This is a genomic window from Rhodopila globiformis (assembly GCF_002937115.1).
GTDB classification, from domain to species: Bacteria; Pseudomonadota; Alphaproteobacteria; order Acetobacterales; family Acetobacteraceae; genus Rhodopila; species Rhodopila globiformis.
Genome location: NZ_NHRY01000062.1, coordinates 17,357 through 35,711, shown reverse-complemented (window position 1 = coordinate 35,711; position 18,355 = coordinate 17,357). Strand labels below are relative to the sequence as shown.

General features: G+C 69.5%; 18 protein-coding genes. 12 read left to right on the top strand and 6 right to left on the bottom strand.

All coding sequences use genetic code 11. The features are described from left to right. Positions 1-629: 629 nt before the first annotated feature. Entirely contained in the window at positions 630-1,295 is a 666-nt protein-coding gene (locus CCS01_RS05920) for a DsbA family protein (RefSeq protein ID WP_158258249.1), read from the top strand. Positions 1,296-1,357: 62 nt separating this feature from the next. Here the strand turns inward: CCS01_RS05920 and CCS01_RS05915 are convergent, their stop codons facing one another. Beyond that, the gene (locus tag CCS01_RS05915; protein ID WP_104517900.1) at positions 1,358-2,020 is read right to left on the bottom strand and encodes a phosphoribosylanthranilate isomerase; all 663 of its coding nucleotides are present in this window, start codon (positions 2,018-2,020) and stop codon (positions 1,358-1,360) included. A 138-nt stretch (positions 2,021-2,158) separates the two neighbouring features. On the opposite strand from CCS01_RS05915, the gene CCS01_RS05910 reads away from it, so the two are divergent. Continuing rightward, positions 2,159-2,740 (top strand): DNA-3-methyladenine glycosylase, encoded by a 582-nt coding sequence (locus tag CCS01_RS05910; protein ID WP_104517899.1) that lies wholly within the window; start codon positions 2,159-2,161, stop codon positions 2,738-2,740. Between the two features lie 68 nt (positions 2,741-2,808). Here the strand turns inward: CCS01_RS05910 and CCS01_RS05905 are convergent, their stop codons facing one another. The 5 genes from CCS01_RS05905 to CCS01_RS05885 all read right to left on the bottom strand — a co-directional run bounded on the left by CCS01_RS05905 (position 2,809) and on the right by CCS01_RS05885 (position 8,606). Beyond that, entirely contained in the window at positions 2,809-3,600 is a 792-nt protein-coding gene (locus CCS01_RS05905; protein ID WP_104517898.1) for an MOSC domain-containing protein, read from the bottom strand. Positions 3,601-4,314: 714 nt separating this feature from the next. Beyond that, positions 4,315-5,130 carry an ABC transporter permease gene (locus CCS01_RS05900; RefSeq protein ID WP_104517897.1) on the bottom strand — a complete coding sequence of 272 codons (816 nt, stop codon included), beginning with the start codon at positions 5,128-5,130 and terminating at the stop codon, positions 4,315-4,317. Between the two features lie 383 nt (positions 5,131-5,513). Then, entirely contained in the window at positions 5,514-6,608 is a 1,095-nt protein-coding gene (locus tag CCS01_RS05895) for an ABC transporter ATP-binding protein (protein ID WP_104517907.1), read from the bottom strand. 16 nt (positions 6,609-6,624) lie between these two features. Beyond that, positions 6,625-7,740: a polyamine ABC transporter substrate-binding protein gene (locus CCS01_RS05890; protein WP_104517906.1), complete on the bottom strand. Its 1,116-nt coding sequence runs from the start codon at positions 7,738-7,740 to the stop codon at positions 6,625-6,627. A 104-nt stretch (positions 7,741-7,844) separates the two neighbouring features. Further along, positions 7,845-8,606 carry an SDR family NAD(P)-dependent oxidoreductase gene (locus tag CCS01_RS05885; protein WP_158258248.1) on the bottom strand — a complete coding sequence of 254 codons (762 nt, stop codon included), beginning with the start codon at positions 8,604-8,606 and terminating at the stop codon, positions 7,845-7,847. Between the two features lie 1,473 nt (positions 8,607-10,079). Between CCS01_RS05885 and CCS01_RS05880 the strand changes: the two genes are divergently transcribed. From CCS01_RS05880 to CCS01_RS05835, 10 genes are all read left to right on the top strand, one after another. Further along, entirely contained in the window at positions 10,080-10,622 is a 543-nt protein-coding gene (locus CCS01_RS05880; protein ID WP_204848155.1) for an Hsp20/alpha crystallin family protein, read from the top strand. Positions 10,623-10,707: 85 nt separating this feature from the next. Further along, entirely contained in the window at positions 10,708-11,331 is a 624-nt protein-coding gene (locus CCS01_RS05875; protein ID WP_239992014.1) for an HdeD family acid-resistance protein, read from the top strand. Positions 11,332-11,419: 88 nt separating this feature from the next. Then, entirely contained in the window at positions 11,420-11,629 is a 210-nt protein-coding gene (locus tag CCS01_RS05870) for a dodecin (RefSeq protein ID WP_104517895.1), read from the top strand. Positions 11,630-12,242: 613 nt separating this feature from the next. Then, a complete protein-coding gene (gene acsA / locus CCS01_RS05865; protein ID WP_239992013.1) occupies positions 12,243-14,042 on the top strand; it encodes an acetate--CoA ligase in 1,800 nt (599 codons plus the stop codon). Next, positions 14,039-15,025, top strand: a complete 987-nt coding sequence (pdhA, locus tag CCS01_RS05860; protein WP_104517893.1) for a pyruvate dehydrogenase (acetyl-transferring) E1 component subunit alpha — start codon at positions 14,039-14,041, stop codon at positions 15,023-15,025. The genes acsA and pdhA overlap by 4 nt, the downstream gene beginning before the upstream one ends. A 20-nt stretch (positions 15,026-15,045) precedes the next feature. Next, on the top strand, positions 15,046-16,017 hold the full coding sequence (locus tag CCS01_RS05855) for an alpha-ketoacid dehydrogenase subunit beta (protein WP_239992012.1): 972 nt from the start codon (positions 15,046-15,048) through the stop codon (positions 16,015-16,017). After that, entirely contained in the window at positions 16,014-17,192 is a 1,179-nt protein-coding gene (locus tag CCS01_RS05850) for a dihydrolipoamide acetyltransferase family protein (RefSeq protein WP_104517891.1), read from the top strand. Before CCS01_RS05855 ends, CCS01_RS05850 begins: the two co-directional genes overlap by 4 nt. Further along, positions 17,189-17,425: an acyl carrier protein gene (locus CCS01_RS05845; protein WP_104517890.1), complete on the top strand. Its 237-nt coding sequence runs from the start codon at positions 17,189-17,191 to the stop codon at positions 17,423-17,425. Before CCS01_RS05850 ends, CCS01_RS05845 begins: the two co-directional genes overlap by 4 nt. 85 nt (positions 17,426-17,510) lie before the next feature. Next, entirely contained in the window at positions 17,511-17,867 is a 357-nt protein-coding gene (locus CCS01_RS05840; RefSeq protein WP_104517889.1) for a YidB family protein, read from the top strand. A gap of 34 nt (positions 17,868-17,901) precedes the next feature. Next, complete coding sequence (locus tag CCS01_RS05835; protein ID WP_104517888.1) at positions 17,902-18,315, top strand: DUF3775 domain-containing protein; 414 nt, start codon at positions 17,902-17,904, stop codon at positions 18,313-18,315. Positions 18,316-18,355 lie beyond the last annotated feature (40 nt).

The window sequence follows — 18,355 nt, the reverse complement described above, 5'->3', positions numbered from 1 at the left end:
GGCTGAGAGATCCTGGCCGGTGATCGCTACGGTCATCGCTGTCTCCCTGTCTTGGAGACGCCTGCGAATCACGGACCGCCGCGTCGCTCCAAGTCACAGACGAGTCAACGGTCGGGGCCGTTGGTATCATGCCCTCGATCGCGGCAGGCGGCGGATTGCTGGCCATGAACTTGGCGTCTTGGCGTTTCATTGGTGCGACCATCCCCACCGGCCGCCGGTGTTGCGCACCCATCACCGCCAGGAGCGGCTGCGCGGTCCCTGTCAACGCCAAGACGCCAAGATACCGCGGGGCACCCGTCCCCGTTCGGCCGGGCGGCGGCCTGTCATACGGCGCCCGGGAAACTCTGGCCGTCTTCCCGCAACTGCTGGTGTGGCCTGCGCGGCCTGACGAGTGATGAAACCGACAATGCTTCCCGGGAACCGTATAGCACGGCCAGGCAGGACGGAACGGCAACAGCCGCCGGGCCATGACGCCCGCTGCGGCCCGGCACGTCCCGGTCCGCCTGGAGGATCGCTACGGACAACGATTTTTTGTCATTTCTGCCTTTGAACCGCCACGCGTATGTTTTGTCGCGGTTCCGGAGCAATGCCGGCCATCCGACGACCGTGGCCACGAGTGGAGACAGACTGTGAAGCAAAGCGTGCCCCGTTATGGATCAATCGCCGCCGCGATTGTCGTTCTGGCAGTCATCGGCGGCACACTGGCCTATCATTACGGACCGCGGCTGCTGGGCGGACCTCCGGTCCCCGTGACGCAGATATCGCCCGCCCTCGCGCAGCAGGTGGTCTCGGACCCGAACCTTCCCACCGCCGGCAATCCGGCGGGCGCCATGACGGTCGTCGAGTTTTTCGACTATCGGTGCCCCGCCTGCCGGATGATGCAGCCACGGCTCGAATCGTTGACGGCAAAAGATAATCGCGTGCGCGTGGTGTTCAAGGAGTGGCCGATCATGGGCGGTATCTCGGTCACGGCGGCCCGCTGGGCCCTGGCCGCGCAGTGGCAGGGCAAATACCTCCCCGCGCACGACGCCCTGATGGCGCTGCCAGCCAGCATGAACGAGCCAATGATGCGCACCGCGCTCGCACAGGCCGGGATCGACATGCCGCGGCTCGCCCGCGACCTGGCGGCCCACGAGCGCGACATCGAGGCACAGCTCCGCCAGAACCAGGGCGACGCCCGGCGGCTTGGCTTCCCGGGCACGCCAAGCCTAGTGATCGGCGCCGCTACCGCGCCGGGGGCGCTGTCCGAAGCGCAATTGCAAACGCTCGTCAACCAGGCCAACCGGCACGATTGAACGGAGGTTGGCCCTGTCGTCATGGCGGCGACCGCGCGCCTCGTCCTGACCGCGGCTCGCAGTCAAGCCACCGCCGCCCGCGCGGCCGCGTGGAACCGGCGCACCCGCTCGATATCCTTGGCGTGCGAGCCGTCCTGGTCGGTCCGGGTCTTGGAATCCACCCCGGCGGGGCGCACCGCTTGGATCGCCTCGGCGACGTTGCCGGGCCCCAGGCCGCCGGCGAGAATCACCGGCACCCCGACCGCCTCGACGATGCGCCGGCTGATGCGCCAGTCATGCGTGACGCCCAGCGCGCCGATCTGGCGGTCCTGCGGGCGGTGGCTGTCGAGCAGCAGCCAGTCGGCGATCCCGTCATAGCTGCGGGCGATCGCCAGGCTGGCCTCGTCCGAGACCGGCACGCTGCGCATGATCGCGCAGCCGGGCAGGGCCCGCTTCAGCGCCGCCGTCGCCGCCGGCCCCAGCAGGTCCGGGCTGGCGCCGAGGTGGATGATGGCGGGGCGCAGCGCCCGCGCCCAGGCTTCGACCAGGCCGGTGTCGGCGGTCAGGAACAGCGCGGAGAATTTCGCCGGCGGCGCAATGGCGGCGGCGATCGTCGCGGCGGCGGCCACCGGCTGCTCGCGCGGGAATTCGCCGTTGCCGACAAGGATGCCGACGTGATCGACGCCGATGGCCGAGATCACCCGGGCCTCCTCGGGGCTGGAAATCTCGTAGATCTGCGTCAACATGGCGGGCCCCGCGGCGTGATGGGGCGCGCATCGTGCCGGTGCCGGGAGCGGCGTCAAGCGGTCGCGTGGCACCGCGCGCCGGGCGGACGGATGCCCCGCTTGACCGGCCGGGGCGGCGCAGGGTGCAATCGCCCGGCCATGCCGTTCGGCCACGCCCTGTCCGAGACGTTCTTCCGCCGCCCGGCCCGCGACGTCGCGCCGGCGCTGATCGGCGTCACCCTGCTGGTGGACGGCGCCGGCGGCATCGTGGTCGAGACGGAAGCCTACGACCACGAGGACCCCGCCTCGCACAGCTTCCGCGGCCGCACCAGCCGCAACGCCGCGATGTTCGGGCCGCCGGGATGCGCCTATGTCTATCGCTCCTACGGCATTCACTGGTGCCTGAACATGGTCTGCGGCCTCGAGCCGGGCAGCGCGGTGCTGATCCGGGCGCTGCAGCCGGTGGCAGGCATCGAGGTCATGCAGCAACGCCGCGGCACGTCCGACATCCGCAAGCTGTGCAACGGCCCCGGGCGGCTGTGCCAGGCGCTGGGGATCACCGCCGCGCTCGACGGCCATCCGCTGCACAGCCCGCCGTTCGCTCTGCACGGCCGATCGGCCGCGGTGGCGGTCAGCGTGGGGCGCCGCATCGGCATCACCAAGGGGGTTGAGACGCCGTGGCGCTTCGGCCTGTCCGGCTCGGCGTTCCTCAGCCGCGCAATGGTTGGCCAGGGCAGATAGCCGGGACCGGGCGACAGCGCGCCGGCGTCGTCATGGCGGCCGCTGTCTCGCTGCCGGAACAGGCGATGTTACGTCAGCAGCCTGACCGCGTCGCCCGGGCGGATGGTGCCGTCGACCAGCACGGCGGCATACACGCCGGCCTTGCCGTCATGCGCCCGGGCCACGGTGCGCAGCACCTCGGGGCTCGGCTGCGCCGTGTCGGGATCGAGCGTGATCATCTTGCAGCGCGGATCGCGCTCGACCACCGTAACAACCACCCGGCCGCCGATCTGCAGCGAGCGGCCCAGCAGCGCGTCTTCCGCGAAGCCCGCGGCGCCGCCGAGATCGAGGCAAATATTGGCGCGGAACCGGCGCCGGTCCAGCGCCACGCCGGTCTCCCGGCCCAGGGCGGCGACGGTCTGGGCCGAAATCAGCGAGACCGGGCGGCAGTCCGTCATGGCGCGGTCGGACCGCAGTAACGTCAGCGTCCCAACCGCGTCGCCGCCGGCGCCAAGCCGATCGGCCAGGGCGGGGCTGTCGATGGCCAGCAGGTCGCCGTCCGGCGTTTCGACATCCACCGCCAGATCGGCCGGGCCGGCATAGACCGGAGCGGCACCGGGCGGCAGCGAGTGGGCCTCGGCCAGGTTCGGCGGATGCGCCGCCTTGTCCGGATAGCGGAACCTTGGCTGGTAGAGCAGCATCGCCTCCAGCACGCGTCCGGTCAGGTAGGGTAGCGCGGGGCGAGCGGTGGTGCTGTGGAAGGCATACAGGCGGTCGCCGTACACCCCGGCGTAGCCGATATAGGCCTGCCGCAGCGGTTCGCCGCGCATGCTCTTGACCGGATAGCGCCACAGGCTTTCGACCTGTCCAACGATGCTCATGGTTTTCCTCCCTGTGTGGGGGCGGATGACGGCCTGACCGGATCGCCATGCCCCGAGCCGTCGATTATTGCGCAGGTCCGTGCCGGGCTGGAAACCCGAGGTCGTTGCGGCGTCGATATCGCGGCTGTCCTGGCTGGTGGAAGGGGCTGCACACCGGAAGGAGAGGTCGCCTTATCGTCACTTGCAAGCAATATAATTTCGGCTGGGCTGCCTCTGGTGAAAGGCGCGCGATTGATGCAAATCGAACGCGACCGCAGGCCGCCCTGATCCCAACTCTGCGCACTCTGCGCCCCGCTCTGCGCGCTCTGCGTTGAAAATGCGGTGCCGCAACAAAATCCGGCGTTGCCAGTATGTCGCCCAACCCAAACGCCGGTGGCGCCGCAACCACCGCGATTCGACGCAGAGATCGCAGAGCGGGGCGCAGGGCGCGCAGAGAAGAATTTATTGCGACCTGCGGTCGCGGTGGGGCAACGGCCACGTTCATCTCTGCTTTTACACAAATCGAAGCGGCTGACGGCATGGATGACAAATGCGGCGACAAGGTCGCCGCTTCCGGTCAGGCTGACGGCGCTTTGAACAATGCCGGCCATCCCGATACTTCCACGCAACGACTGGCCAGGCCAGGGGCAAGCCGAAACCTCACGGCGGACAACGCACGGCGCGGCTGGTTACGCCGGCAGCCGCCATCCCGGCGAACCGCCCGCGCCCGCGGCCTCAGCGCGTCCGGGCCGCACGCAACCGCCCGGTAACCCGCGCCGCCACCGCCGGCACCGCCACCAGCACCAGCAGCAGCCACACCGCCACCGAGGCCGCCGTCGGCCAGTCGCGGTTGGCGAAGAACTCGTCCCACAGCACCCGGCCGATCAGTTGCGCCTGCGGCCCGCCGAGCAGCGCCGGTATCACGTATTCCCCGATCGCCGGCACGAACACCAGCGCGGCGCCGGCGGCGACGCCGGGCAGCGACAGCGGCAGGATGATGCGCAGGAACACCCGCCACGGCGGCGCCCCCAGGTCCGCCGCCGCCTCCATCAGCGCCGGGTCCAGCCGCGACAGCCGCGCGTAGATCGGCAGCACCATGAACGGCAGGTAGGTGTAGACGATGCCGATATACATCGCGGCATCGGTGTACAGCATGTGAGTCCCCGCCAGCCGCGCGATCCAGCCATTATCCGCCAGCAGGCCGATCCAGGCGTTGATGCGCATCAGGAAGCCGGTCCAGAACGGCAGCATCACCGCCAGCAGCAGCGGGTTCTGCCAGCGCGGCGCGGCACGGGCGATCGCCAGCGCCATCGGGAAGCCCGCCAGCAGGCACGCCACGGTGGACAGCCCCGCCACCCGCACGCTGCGCAGCAGCGCGTCGCGGTAGAGCGGGTCGGTCGCGACCATTGTCAGGTTGTCCAGGCTGAAGCCCAGGCTGTACGGCGGGATGCTGTCCGCCGGCTGCGCCAGCGCGATCATCGCGACGATCGCCAGCGGCGCCACCAGCAGCAGAAGCAGCCAGGCCACGGGCAGGGCGAGGGACCATCTCATGCTAAGGTGCCCGCGTGCCGGGGCGTTGCGCTGCCATCATGGCCGGGCGTGTCCCCGTGCATATCAGGATAATGTGGTAGCCGGAGAACGGCCTTTCCCCAATCGTCATGGCCCGGCTTGTCCCTACGCAATGCACACATCTCGGAAACGGTCCGCCGCGGCGTTTCCCTTTCGTCATGGCCCGGCTTGTCCGGGCCACCTGTCGCGGCACACGTGCTGGAATAGGTGGCCCGGACAAGCCGGGCCATGACGATGTGGGAACGGCGCGCGCCGCCAAATCCTTCTCCAACCGACAGCTTATCCTGATACGCATGGGGACACGCCCGGCCATGACGATAGGGACCACGGCCGTGACGAAAGGGCAGGGGGCCAACCGCCGGGCATCATTCCGGCAACAGGATGCAGGCATCAGGCTGCCAGCCGACGCGCACCGCCGTGCCGGGCTCCTGCCGGGCCGAGGCCAGCCCATCCGCCAGCGACTGCTTCACCCGCAGCGCCGACCCGTCCGCCAGCCGGACCGTGACCGACAGGGCATCCCCGGCATAGGTGCGATCGCCGACAACGCCGTCCAGCCCGTTGGCCTGCCCCGCGCCATCCAGCCGCAGCCGCTCCGGCCGCAGCGCCAGTAGCCCCGGTCCCGGCGAGCCGGGCCGCTCGGCATGGACGCATGCGCCCAGCCCCGGCAGCCCGACCGACACGCTATCGGCGGCGACCACGCAAGGCAGCAGGTTGGCGCCGCCCAGGAACGAGGCGACGAACCGGTTCGCCGGATGCTCATACAGGTCCGCCGGCGTGCCGATCTGCACCATCCGCCCGCCTTGCATCACCCCCAGCCGATCGGCCATTTCCAGCGCCTCTTCCTGGTCGTGGGTGACCAGGACGAAGCTGATGCCGAGTTCCCGCCGCAGCCGCACCAGGTCCGCGCGGGTCTCCATCCGCAGCGCCTCGTCCAGCGCCGACAGCGGCTCGTCCAGCAGCAGCAGCGCCGGGTGAGGCGCCAGGCTGCGCGCCAGCGCCACCCGCTGCTGCTGGCCGCCGGACAGCTCCGACGGGCGGCGGCTGCCGTAGTCCTGCAGCCGCACCAGCGCCAGCATCGCCGCCACCCGCCGCTTCGTCTCGGCGCGCGACACGCCCTGCTGGCGCAGGCCGAAGCCGATATTGGCGGCGACGCTCATGTGCGGGAACAGCGCGTAGGACTGGAACATGGTGTTGACCGGCCGGCGGTGCGGCGGCAGCGCGGTCATGTCGGTGCCGTTCAGCACGATCCGCCCGGCGTCAGGCCGCAAGAACCCCGCCAGCGCCCGCAGCAGCGTCGTCTTGCCGGACCCCGAGGCGCCCAGCAGCACGAACAGCTCGTCCCGCCGCACCGTCAGGTCCAGGTCATCGAGCGCCACGGCCGGACCGTAGCGGACGGTCAGGCCGCTGACGCCCAGCAACGCGGTCCGGTCCGGCTGCGCCTGGCCGTTGGTCGCAGCCATGGCGCGGAACTCGCCGTCAGCCACCCGCCTTGAACCGCGACCATGCCCGCGTCCGCAGCCGATCGGCGGCGGGCGTGGTGGCGTGGACGGTGAAGAAGCGCCGCATCTCGGCCTCGGGCGGGAACACGTTCGGGTCGTTCAGCAGGGCCGGGTCCACCAGCTTGCGGGTGGCGGGAATGGCGTTGGGATAATGCGTGGCGTCGGTGATCCGCGCCATGATCGCCGGCCGCAGCAGGAAGTTGATCAGCGCCAGGGCCTCGGGCTTGTCCGGCGCGTCGGTCGGGATCGCCAGCATGTCGAAGCCGATCTGCGCGCCCTCCTTCGGCGCGACATAGCGCACGGTGACGCCGTTCCCCGCCTGCTTCGCCCGCGCCCGGGCCTGCACCACGTCGCCGGAGTAGTCGAGCGCCAGACAGGCCTGCCCGGTCGCCAGCGCCTCCAGTGCGCCGCCGCTGGCGAACTGCCGGATATACGGCCGGATCGCCATCAGCGCCTTCTCCGCCGCTGCGATGTCCGCCGGCGCGCCGCTGTCGGGCGAGCGGCCGAGATAGTGCAGCACCGAGGGGAACACGTCGATCGCCGAATCCATCATGATGATGCCGCACGGCGCCAGCCGCTTCGCCCAGGCCGGATCGAGCAGCAGCGCCCACGAATCCAGCGGCGCGTCCGGCGCCAGCGCGTGGATGCGGTCCGGGTTGAACCCCAGGCCGGTGGAGCCCCACAGGTAGATCGCCCCGTGGCGGTTGCCGGGATCGGACTCCGCCACCCGCTGCATCAGCGCCGGATCGAGGTTGCTCCAGTTCGGCACCTTGGCCCGGTCGATCTCGGCCAGCGCCCCGGCGCGGATCAGCCGCGAGAACGTCGGCTCGCTGGTCGGCACCACGACGTCGTAGCCGGAGTGGCCGGCGAGCAGCTTCGCCTCCAGCGTCTCCAGGCTGTCGAACACGTCGTAGCGGACGTTGATGCCGGTTTCCCGGGTGAACTGCGCCAGCACCGCGGGATCGACGTAGTCGGTCCAGTTGTAGACATTGACGACGCGCTGTTCCGCCCGCGCCAGGGCCGGCAAGGCCAGGGCCGGCAGCGCCAGCAGGAGCAGCAAGGCGAGCCGCCGCAGCATCGGCATGCCTGTCATGGCAAACCGCACGAAGGGTGAGGCGGGCCGACGGCGGCGTTCCTTCATCGTCATGGCGGCGACCCTGCATCCCAACCTGCCGGCGGTCTGCCGTAGCCCTCCCATCAGCGGTCCCCCGGGGGCACGAACGCTGCCTGGGTGCCGCCGTCGACCGGGATGGTCGTGCCGGTGACATAGCGTGCCGCGTCCGACAGCAGGAACATGATGACGTCCACGATGTCGTCCGGCTGCGCGATGCGGCCCAGCGGCGAGGCGCCCGACGGCCGGTAGCCCTTGTCGTCATCCGCCACGGCGCGCACCATCGGCGTGTCCACCGTCCCGGGCGCCAGAGCGTTGACCAGCACGCCAGACGCCGCCCATTCCACCGCCATCACCCGGCACAACTGGCTGACCCCCGCCTTCGATGCCGCATAGGCGCCGCTGACCACCTTCGGCCGCAGCGCCGCGATCGAGGACAGCAGCACCACGCGCGACGGGTCCTCGGGCGAGGCCGAGGCGCGCAGCAGCGGCAGCGCCCGCTGCGCGCACAGGAACGTCCCCCGCAGGTTGGTGTTCATCACCAGGTCGAAGTCCTCGATCGGCATGTCCTCCAGCAGCCCGGTGCGCAGCACCCCGGCGCAGCAGACCAGCGCGTTCAGGCCGGAGCCGAGGCCGGCGAAGGCGACGCCGACGCTGGAACTGTCGGCGACGTCGCAGATGATCGGGCGGAAATGGTCCTGGTAGCGGGACAGTTCGTCCTCCATCGCCTCCAGCCGCTCGGCCTGGAGATCGAGGCCATAGACGGTCCAGCCGGCCTGCAGCAGCCGGCGGGTCGCCGCCTCGCCAATACCCGATGCCGCCCCGGTGACGGCCGCGACCTTGTTCATGCAGAATTCCTCCACGCCTGGCGGCCCCATGCTAGCCCGTGCGGGCCTGTGGCGAAAAGCGGGATCACGCGGGCGCGGCGACGTCGCCGTCTGGGCGGAGAATGGCAGGGCAGGCGGCCCGGCGGGTTCCGGCCACGTCGGGGTGGGCGCAATATAGGGGCACGGCCGGTGCGCGACTGCTCCGTCGTCATGGCGACCGCAGGCCCACCATGACGTTGTGGCAACGCCCGTGCCGCCGGTCCCGCCATTTTAGCGCCTGTGGCATGCAGGCCCTTCCGCGGCTTCAACGTCGCCAGGCGTGAATGCCGGACCGGAGCCTGGCCCGGGCGCGTCCCCACGGGATGCACAGATTACGGAAACGGTCCGCTGCAGCCATGCGTCACACTGTCACGGCCCGTGCCGGTTTCACCGACGGCAATCAAGCGAACACGGAGTTCCACGGGGTTTGCACGGAGTTTCACGGAGTCATCCGGGGCGTCCCCAACATGGTCGCCCCTGTGGCGGCATCCGATGATTTCAGGCGCTTCGCGCGAAGCGCAATATCCACATCCTCCGTGAAACTCCGTGCAAACACCGTGGAACTCCGTGTCCACTTGATTGCGGTGGCAAACCCGCCCCCACCCCATCCCAATGGGCAGGATGCCCCACGCCGGATGTGGGAGCGACGCCACGGCGACGCGGCCCTGCGCACCTTCGGTCGGCCGCTTGCCAGCCAAACGCGCCGCCGCGACAGAGCGGCAACGGTCCCGGGCACCAGGCGAGCGCCTGGTTTTGCAGTCGTTTCCAGAATGTGTGCATGCCGTATGGGCTTGTCCCGGCTGCCCGGCATGAGGGGATGGCAACGGCCGCCGCTGTCTTACGGATACGGCCTTCATTGTTCTGGCCATACGGCGTTCAACGCACAGCCACCGCGCCCGCAGGGCGTCCGAATTGCTTCTCTGCGTGCTCTGCGCCCCGCTCTGCGATCTCTGCGTTGCAAAAATGCGGTGCCGCAACAAAGAACGGCGTCGCCGGTAAGACGCCCAACCCTGAACGCCGGTGGCGCCCCACCACCGCGATTCAACGCAGAGCGCGCAGAGCGGGGCGCAGAGCACGCAGAGAAGGCATTAGGCCGCGACGGCGCGAACGCGGCCGGGCACTCCGGATAACAAGGGCCAAATCCATGGCGCCCACCCCGGCGCTGCGGGTGATTGATGTACAGGCAATGTCGCTGATGCCGTTTCTGCCCCGGTCCAGCAAGCCGGCAGGCGGCCGCTAGGAGGCTGATAAAGCGAACTGTTCCGAGTGGCGCCGGTGACAGGCCGGCGCCGCGGCCGGGAATGGCGGCTACGCAGTTTTACGGACTCGCAAGTCACCGCCGGCTCACCCATATAATTGAGTGGACGCCGGGCAGACCGGCGTCCATCCTCATCTCTGAAACAACTGTCCCGGTGGCACAATCACCGACCTGGAAGCAACAGGAGCAGTTCAGACATGGCGTACAACCCGATTCAACAATTCCGTCCCGGCTCGCTGGTCGATCGCGGCATGGGCACCTCGCCGTTCACCGTCCTGCAGCGGCAGATGAACCGCTTGTTCGAGGACGTGTTCGGCCCCGAAGGCAACCTGTTCCCGCAGGCGCCCGAGCCGGTGCGCGGCCTGCTGTCGCCGCGGGTGGAAGTCACCGAAACCGAGAACGACGTCCGCATCATCGCCGAACTCCCCGGCGTGAAGGAGCAGGATATCGAGGTCGCGCTGGACGACGGCGTGCTGACCCTGCGCGCCGAAAAGAAAGTGGAACGCAAGGACGAGCGCGAGAACACCCACTTCACCGAACGCGCCTACGGCGTGTTCCAGCGCAGCCTGCAACTGCCGTTCCAGGTCAATCCGGATGAAGTGAACGCCAGCTTCGAGAACGGTGTGCTTACCATTGCCGTACCGAAGCCGAAGGAGCGGGAGCAGCGGCGGAAGATCGAAGTCCGCGGCACGTCGTCACAGCCGCAGACCGAGACGCCGCCATCCGGCACCGGCGCCTAGGACCGCCCCCTGGCCGGCCCGCCAGGGCGAAGCCCCGCACGGCCGGCGCGCAGGGGGCGCCAACAACAGGAGACAGGAGGACAGCATGGCCAACGGCACGCCTCAACAATACGGACCCCTGGGGGTGCTCGGGGACCTGGACCCGATGAACGGGATGCTCGCACGGCACTGGTGGACGGTCGCGTTGCGCGGCGTGATCGCCGTGCTGTTCGGGTTGGTCGCGCTGGCGGCCCCTGGGGCGGCCCTGCTGTCCCTGGCCCTGCTGTTCGGCGCCTACCTGCTGGCCGACGGGGTCATCGAACTGGTGGTGACCTGGCGGGCCGCCAAGGCCGGGGTGCGGTGGGGCCCGCTGCTGTGGGAGGCGGTGCTGAGCATCATCATGGGGCTGATCGCCCTGGCCATGCCCGCCGTGGCGGTCTGGGCCTTCGTCATCCTGCTGGCGGCCTGGGCGCTGATCACCGGCGTGCTGGAGCTTGTCGCCGCTTTCCGGCTGCATGCCAGCCACGGGCGCTGGTGGCTGGCGCTCGGCGGCATCGTCTCGCTGGTCTGGGGCCTGCTGCTGGCGGCCGCGCCGATGATCGGCGCCGTGGTGGTGGCATGGTGGCTGGGGTTCTACGCGATCTTCTTCGGCATCACCCTGCTGGTCGCCGCCTGGCGGCTGCGTGAGCGGCACATCGGCTTGCCGCGCAGCCCCGGCGCGCCGGCCTAGGCGGCACGACCGGCACCCGGCCGGGTGGACTCCGGCTGGGCTTTGCGCGTTAGGATGGCAGGGCAACCACAACAAGGGGGATACGCCCATGACCGATCACATCTATCGCGTCATCGAGATCGCCGGCTCGTCGGAAGTCAGCCACGCGGCCGCGATCGAGAACGCGATCACCCGCGCCGCCAAGACGATCCGTCACCTGCGCTGGTTCGAGGTGACCCAGATGCGGGGCGAGATCGAGGACGGCAAGACCCGCCACTACCAGGTGACCCTGAAGGTCGGCTTTACCCTGGAGGGGTGACCGCAACGGCCCGGCGGCCGGAAGTGCCGGTTGGCAGTGCAACGATCACGCCAATTCCGCGCGTCCGGCCCCGCAGGCTTTTGACGGGCGCTTTTGACATGAAGAAGCGGAGAGGGTGCGGTACGTCGTCTCCAGGAAGCTGGGGCGACCGCATTTTCACAACAGCGGACCCGCCTGCCGCCCTCCGCACGCGACGCTGCGCCGGTTCCAGGCTGGCTTCCGCGCCATCCGGTGCCAGGCCCGCGCACCCGGTTTCCTTTGAACGTGCCAGGGGGGCCGGGCTTCCGGACGGGTAACGCACGGCGCACATCAGCCTCACGGCACCTCCCGCCCTGGTTAAGACCGCAATGAAACAGAGCGGCGTGACCTCGCCGTCTGAACGCGGAATTCTTGCCCTTGCCGCGCTGGCGCAGCCGGACCCGGTCGCGGCGTTCATTGTGAATCAGGGACGGATCCCAGCGGTCCGGACCGATGATCCCACAATGCATGGCGCCATCATGGCGCGCCGCCGCCAGACCCCGCTTACATTCCGTTGCCACAATGATATTCATCAACACGCACCACCTTCTCCCGTCCTATGCATGCAAGGCTTGCTGGGAAAAGGGAAACCACCGTGTCCGCACCGGAAGGTCGCGCCGCCCTGGCGGATCGCTATCCGCGGATCATCAAGCCGCACGACCCGTCAGCCGTGCCCGCCAACATGCCCGATTACGCCGCCGCCCGCCGCACCTTCAGCTGGGAGGGCGCGCGCGGCCTGCTTGATGGCCTGCCGGGCGGACGCGGCCTCAACATCGCGCATGAGGCGGTCGACCGCCATGTCCCGGGGCCCCGCGCGGACCGCGACGCGATCCGCTGGCTCGGACGCTCCGGCGAGCGGCGGGCCTTCACCTACCGGGACCTGAAGGCGGCGACCAACCGCTTCGCCAACGCCCTGAGCGGGCTGGGCGTGCAGGCCGGCGACAGCGTGTTCGTGCTGTCCGGCCGCATTCCGGAACTCATCATCGCCCTGCTCGGCGCGCTGAAGGCGAAGTGCGTCGTTTCGCCGCTGTTCTCGGCGTTCGGGCCGGAACCGCTGGCGACCCGCCTGACCATCGGTGAGGGCCGCGTGCTGGTGACCACCGCGTCGCTGTACCGCCGCAAGATCGCCCCGCTGCGCGGCAGCCTGCCGAAGCTGGAGCACGTGATCGTCGTGCCCGAAGCCGGCGAGGCGCCCGCCGCCGGCACACTGGACTGGCGGCGCCTGGTGGACGGCCAAAGCCCCGACTTCACCATTCCGCCGACCGACCCGGAGGACCGCGCGCTGCTGCATTTCACCAGCGGCACGACCGGCCGCCCCAAGGGCGCCATCCACGTGCACGAGGCGGTGGTGACGCACACCGTCACCGGCCGTTGCGCGCTGGACCTGCACGACGCCGACGTCTTCTGGTGCACCGCGGACCCCGGCTGGGTCACCGGCACCAGCTACGGCATCATCGCGCCGCTGACCAACGGCGTCACCAGCGTGGTGGCCGAGGCGGAGTTCGACGCCGCCACCTGGTACGGCATCCTGCAGAACGAGCGCGTCAGCGTCTGGTACACCGCGCCCACGGCCATCCGCATGATGATGAAGCTCGGCGCCGAGGCGGTGCGCGGCTACGACCTGTCGGCGCTGCGCTTCATGGCCAGCGTCGGCGAGCCGCTGAACCCCGAAGCCGTGGTCTGGGGCCAGCAGGCGTTCGGCCGGCCGTTCCACGACAACTGGTGGCAGACCGAAACGGGCGGCATCATGATCGCCAACTTCGCGTCGATGGACGTCAAGCCCGGCTCGATGGGCAAGCCGCTGCCGGGCATCGAGGCGGCCATCGTGCAGCGCGACCCCGGCGGCAGCTTCATGATCGTGGACGACCCGATGGTCGAGGGCGAACTCGCCCTCAAGGCCGGCTGGCCGTCGATGATGCGCGGCTACCTGCACGAGGAGGAGCGCTACCGCAAATGCTTCGCCGGCCCGTGGTACCTGACCGGCGACCTGGCGATGCGCGATTCCGAAGGCTACTACTGGTTCGTTGGCCGCGCCGACGACGTCATCAAGACCTCCGGCCACCTGATCGGCCCGTTCGAGGTCGAAAGTGCGCTGCTGGAACATTCCGCTGTCGCCGAGGCCGGCGTCATCGGCAAGCCCGACCCGATGGCCGGCGAGATCGTCAAGGCGTTCGTCGCGCTGAAGCCGGGATTCGCGCCGTCCGAGGCGCTGCGCCGCGACCTGCTCGGCCACGCCCGCAAGCGCCTCGGCGCCGTCGTCGCGCCGAAGGAGATCGATTTCGCCGCCACCCTGCCGCGCACCCGCAGCGGCAAGATCATGCGCCGGTTGCTGAAGGCGCGCGAACTCGGGCTGCCGGAAGGCGACCTCTCGACACTGGAAAGCGACCTGCGATGACCGGCAAGGTGCATCTGGATCATGCGCATATCCGCCGCCTGCTGATGGCGATGCTGCGCATCCGGCGGTTCGAGGAGAAGTGCTTCGAACTGTACACCACCGAAAAGATCCGCGGCTTCATGCACCTCTACGACGGCGAGGAAGCCGTCTCCGTCGGCGTGATCGAGGCGCTGCGCCCGCAGGACGCCGTCGTCGCCACCTATCGCGAGCACGGCCAGGCATTGGCGCGCGGTATCGCCATGCCGGCGCTGATGGCGGAGCTGTACGGCAAGCAGGAGGGATGCTGTCGCGGCCGTGGCGGCTCGATGCACGTGTTCGACCGGGCGATGCGGTTCTACGGCGGCAACGCCATCGTTGGCGGCGGCCTGCCGCTGGCCGCGGGCGTCGCGCTGGGCGACAGGATGCTTGGCAAGGATACCATCACCGCCTGCTTCTTCGGCGACGGCGCGGTGGACGAGGGGTCCTTCCACGAAAGCATGAACCTGGCGTCGCTGTGGCAGTTGCCGGTGTTGTTCGTGTGCGAGAACAACCTGTACGCCATGGGCATGGCCGTGGAACGCGCCGAGGCCGAGACGCACATCGCCCGCAAGGCCGCCGCCTATGCCATCAGCAGCGCGGTGGTGGACGGCATGGACGTGGTCGCGGTGGAGATCGCCGCGCGGCAGGCGATCGAGGACATACGCAAAACTGGCAGGCCGTACCTGCTGGAATGCCAGACCTACCGGTTCCGCGCGCATTCCATGTTCGACGCCCAGCTCTACCGCAGCAAGCAGGAGATCGAGGCGTGGCGGAAGCGCGACCCGATCACCCGGCTGCGAGCCTGGCTGGAACAGAACAACCTGATGCATCCCGACGAAATCGCCGGAATCGAAACGGCCGTCGCCGCCGAGATCGACGGCGCGGTTGCCTTCGCCGAGGCCGGCACCTGGGAGCCGATCGAGGAACTCGAACGCTACACCATCATGGATCGGGTGCCGCAATGAGTGCCACGGCGCAGACACGCATGACCTACCGCGAGGCCTGCAAGCAGGCGATCCGCGCCGCCATCCTGGCCGACAAACGGGTCTTCCTGATGGGCGAGGATGTCGCGCGCTATGGCGGCTGCTATGCCGTGACTAAGGGCCTGGCGGCGGAACTCGGCGAGGACCGCATCCGCGACACCCCGTTGTCCGAGGGCGCCTATGTCGGCGCCGGCATCGGCGCGGCGATCGCCGGCATGCGGCCGATTGTCGAGATCATGACGGTGAATTTCAGCCTGCTGGCGCTGGACCAGATCGTCAACAACGCGGCCTCCATTCCGCACATGTCAGGCGGACAGTTCGCGGTGCCGCTGGTGATCCGCATGGCCACCGGCGCGGGGCGGCAACTGGCCGCGCAGCACTCGCACAGCCTGGAGGGATGGTACGCGCACATCCCCGGGCTGAAGGTGCTGGCGCCGGCGACGGTGGAGGATGCGCGCTTCATGCTGCAGCCGGCGCTGGACGACCCCAACCCGGTGCTGATCTTCGAGCATGTCATGCTCTACAACCGCGAGGGTGACCTGGACCCCGGCGTCACCGCGGTGGACATCACATCGGCGAAAATCCGCAGGCCCGGACGGGACGTCACGTTGGCCACCTATGGCGGGTCGCTGTTCAAGGCGCTCGACGCCGCCGAAACGTTGCGGCAGGAGGGGATCGAGGCGGAGGTCGTCGACCTGCGCGTGCTGCGTCCGCTCGACATGGCGACGGTGCTGGCCTCGGTGGCCCGCACGCGGCGGTTGGTGGTGATCGATGAAGGGTGGAAATCCGGCTCGCTGTCCGCCGAAATCGTTGCCCGTGTCGTGGAGCAGGGATTCTTCGATCTCGACGCGCCCATCGGCAGGGTGTGTTCGCGGGAGGTGCCGATACCCTATGCCGCGCACCTGGAACAGGCGGCACTGCCGCAGGCGGCGGGCATCGTCGCGGCGGCGCGGGCGGCGGTGAAGGGCGCATGATCGAATTCCGCATGCCGTCGCTGGGCGCCGACATGGAGGCCGGCACGATGGCGGAATGGCTGGTCCGGCCCGGCGACCACGTGAAGCGCGGCGACGTCGTCGCCGTGGTGGAGACGCAGAAGGGCGCCATCGAGATCGAGATCTTCAACGACGGAATCGTTTCCGAACTGACGGTCGCCGTCGGCGAGAGCGTCCCGGTGGGCACCGTCCTGGCACGCCTGGACGGCGCAGGGGCGCCCGCTCCTGCGGTGCCTGCTCCTCCTGTAACTGCACCGGCGGCCGCCCCCGTGGCTGCTCCCATGGCCGCGCCGCGCGAACCGTCTGGAACGGAACGTTCCGGTCTCGCGCCAACCCACCCGCGGATTTCCCCGGCGGCGCGGCGGCTTGCGGCGGAGCGGGGCATCGACATCAGCCTCCTGCCAGGCACCGGACCGGGCGGCGCCATCGTCGTCGCCGACGTCGAAGCCTACGCTCCCGAGGCCCGCCCGCCGCGGCCGCGCACCGGCTTCGATCCGGCCGCGATGCGCCAGGCGATTGCCGCGGCCATGACCCGATCGAAGCGCGAAATCCCGCACTACTACCTGACGCAGACGCTCGACCTCGCCGCCGCCTTGTCACGCCTGGAACGACTGAACGCCGATCGGCCGCCGCCGGAACGAATCCTGCCGGCCGCGCTGTTCCTGCGCGCCATCGCCCTGGCGCTGGCGAAACTGCCGGACCTGAACGGCTTCTGGCAGGACGGCCGGTTCCGCCCCGGCGACGGCATCCATGTCGGCTGGGCCATCGCCCTGCGCGGCGGCGGCCTGGTCGCCCCCGCCATCCGCGACGCCGATCGGCGGACGTTGGAGGAACTGATGGCGGCCATGCGCGATCTCGTGCAGCGCGCCCGCGGTTCCGGCCTGCGCGGTTCGGAACTGACCGACCCGACCATCACCGTCACCAGCCTGGGCGAGCGCGGCGCCGAAAGCGTGCTGCCGATCATCCATCCGCCGCAGGTGGCGATGCTGGGGATCGGCCGGGTGGTGACCCGCCCCTGGGTGGTGGACGGCGCGATCGTCCCCCGGCCGGTGGTGACGGTCTCGCTTGCCGGCGACCACCGTGCCAGCGACGGCCACCGCGGCGGGTTGTTGCTGGCCGAGATCGACCGCCTGTTGCGGAACGCGGAGGCACTATGAACGACGCACAAGCCCGGAGCCTGGTCCTCGACGTCCTGTCGGCCATCGCGCCCGAGGCGGACCTGGCCGCCCTGAACGGCGCGGCCGAACTGCGCGACGAGCTCGATCTCGACTCGATGGACTTCCTGAATTTCGTTGCCGCCCTGCACAAGCGGACCGGGCAGAACATTCCCGAGGCGGACTATCCGCGCCTGGCGACGCTGGATGGCGCCATCGCCTACCTGGCCCGCTGATCGGCGCTGATGACTTATATCAATGATACAGCCGTCATATTTTGCAAAAAGGGTCCATCGGTAACGGTGTCCCGGAGACGGCAATATGCGGCTTATTCACCAGGTGATCGATGATCTGCGGGCCGGGCTCGACGGCCCCGTCAGTCCGATGGACGCGGCGCTCGAGGAATTATTGAACGGCGAGCGCGGCTCCCTGCCGGACCTGGCCGATCGTTTCACTGAGCTGGGGCTTGCCTCCATCATGGCGTCCTGGATCGGCAACGGACCCAACCGGCCCGTCAGCACCCATGACCTGCGCCGCATCCTGGGCGAGGAGCGCGTGCAGGACCTCGCCACGCTGACCGGCCTGTCGCCGGACGATTTTCTGGTGCACCTTGCGCGCCGGCTGCCGGCCGCCGTGCATCGCATGACGCCGGAGGGGGAACTGAGGACGACACCCTGAAAAAGCGGCCGGCACGCTGAACGGGAGAAACGCAATGCTGCTCGAACTGGATGTGCTGGAGACACGCCGCATCGCCGACATGGCGCTGGAGGCCCGCAAGGCCCGCGGCCAGCCGCCGGAGAAAGTTCCAGAATCGAGACTATGGCGGCCGGCACACGGCGCATATGCACTCGCAGGCAGCGTCGCCCTGCGGGATGTGCAGCGCAGCCAGCCCGAAATGCGCGCCCTGTGGCACGCCATCATGGCCCTGCCGCGCGACATCCGCGAGAAGACCTGGTCCGTCGCCTGCATCGGCGCCGGCGCCGCGACGATCCGCGACTGGGATGGCATCGTTGCCGAGGCGGCTCTGCTGACCGACGACGAGCTGACCACGGATCTGGCGGACGAGCCGGATCTGCACGATCGCCTGGCGAGGGGCCTCGCCATGGTCCGTAAAGCCGGCGGGTGACGGTCCGTCGCCAGAACGAAACGGGACCTGTTGGCATCGA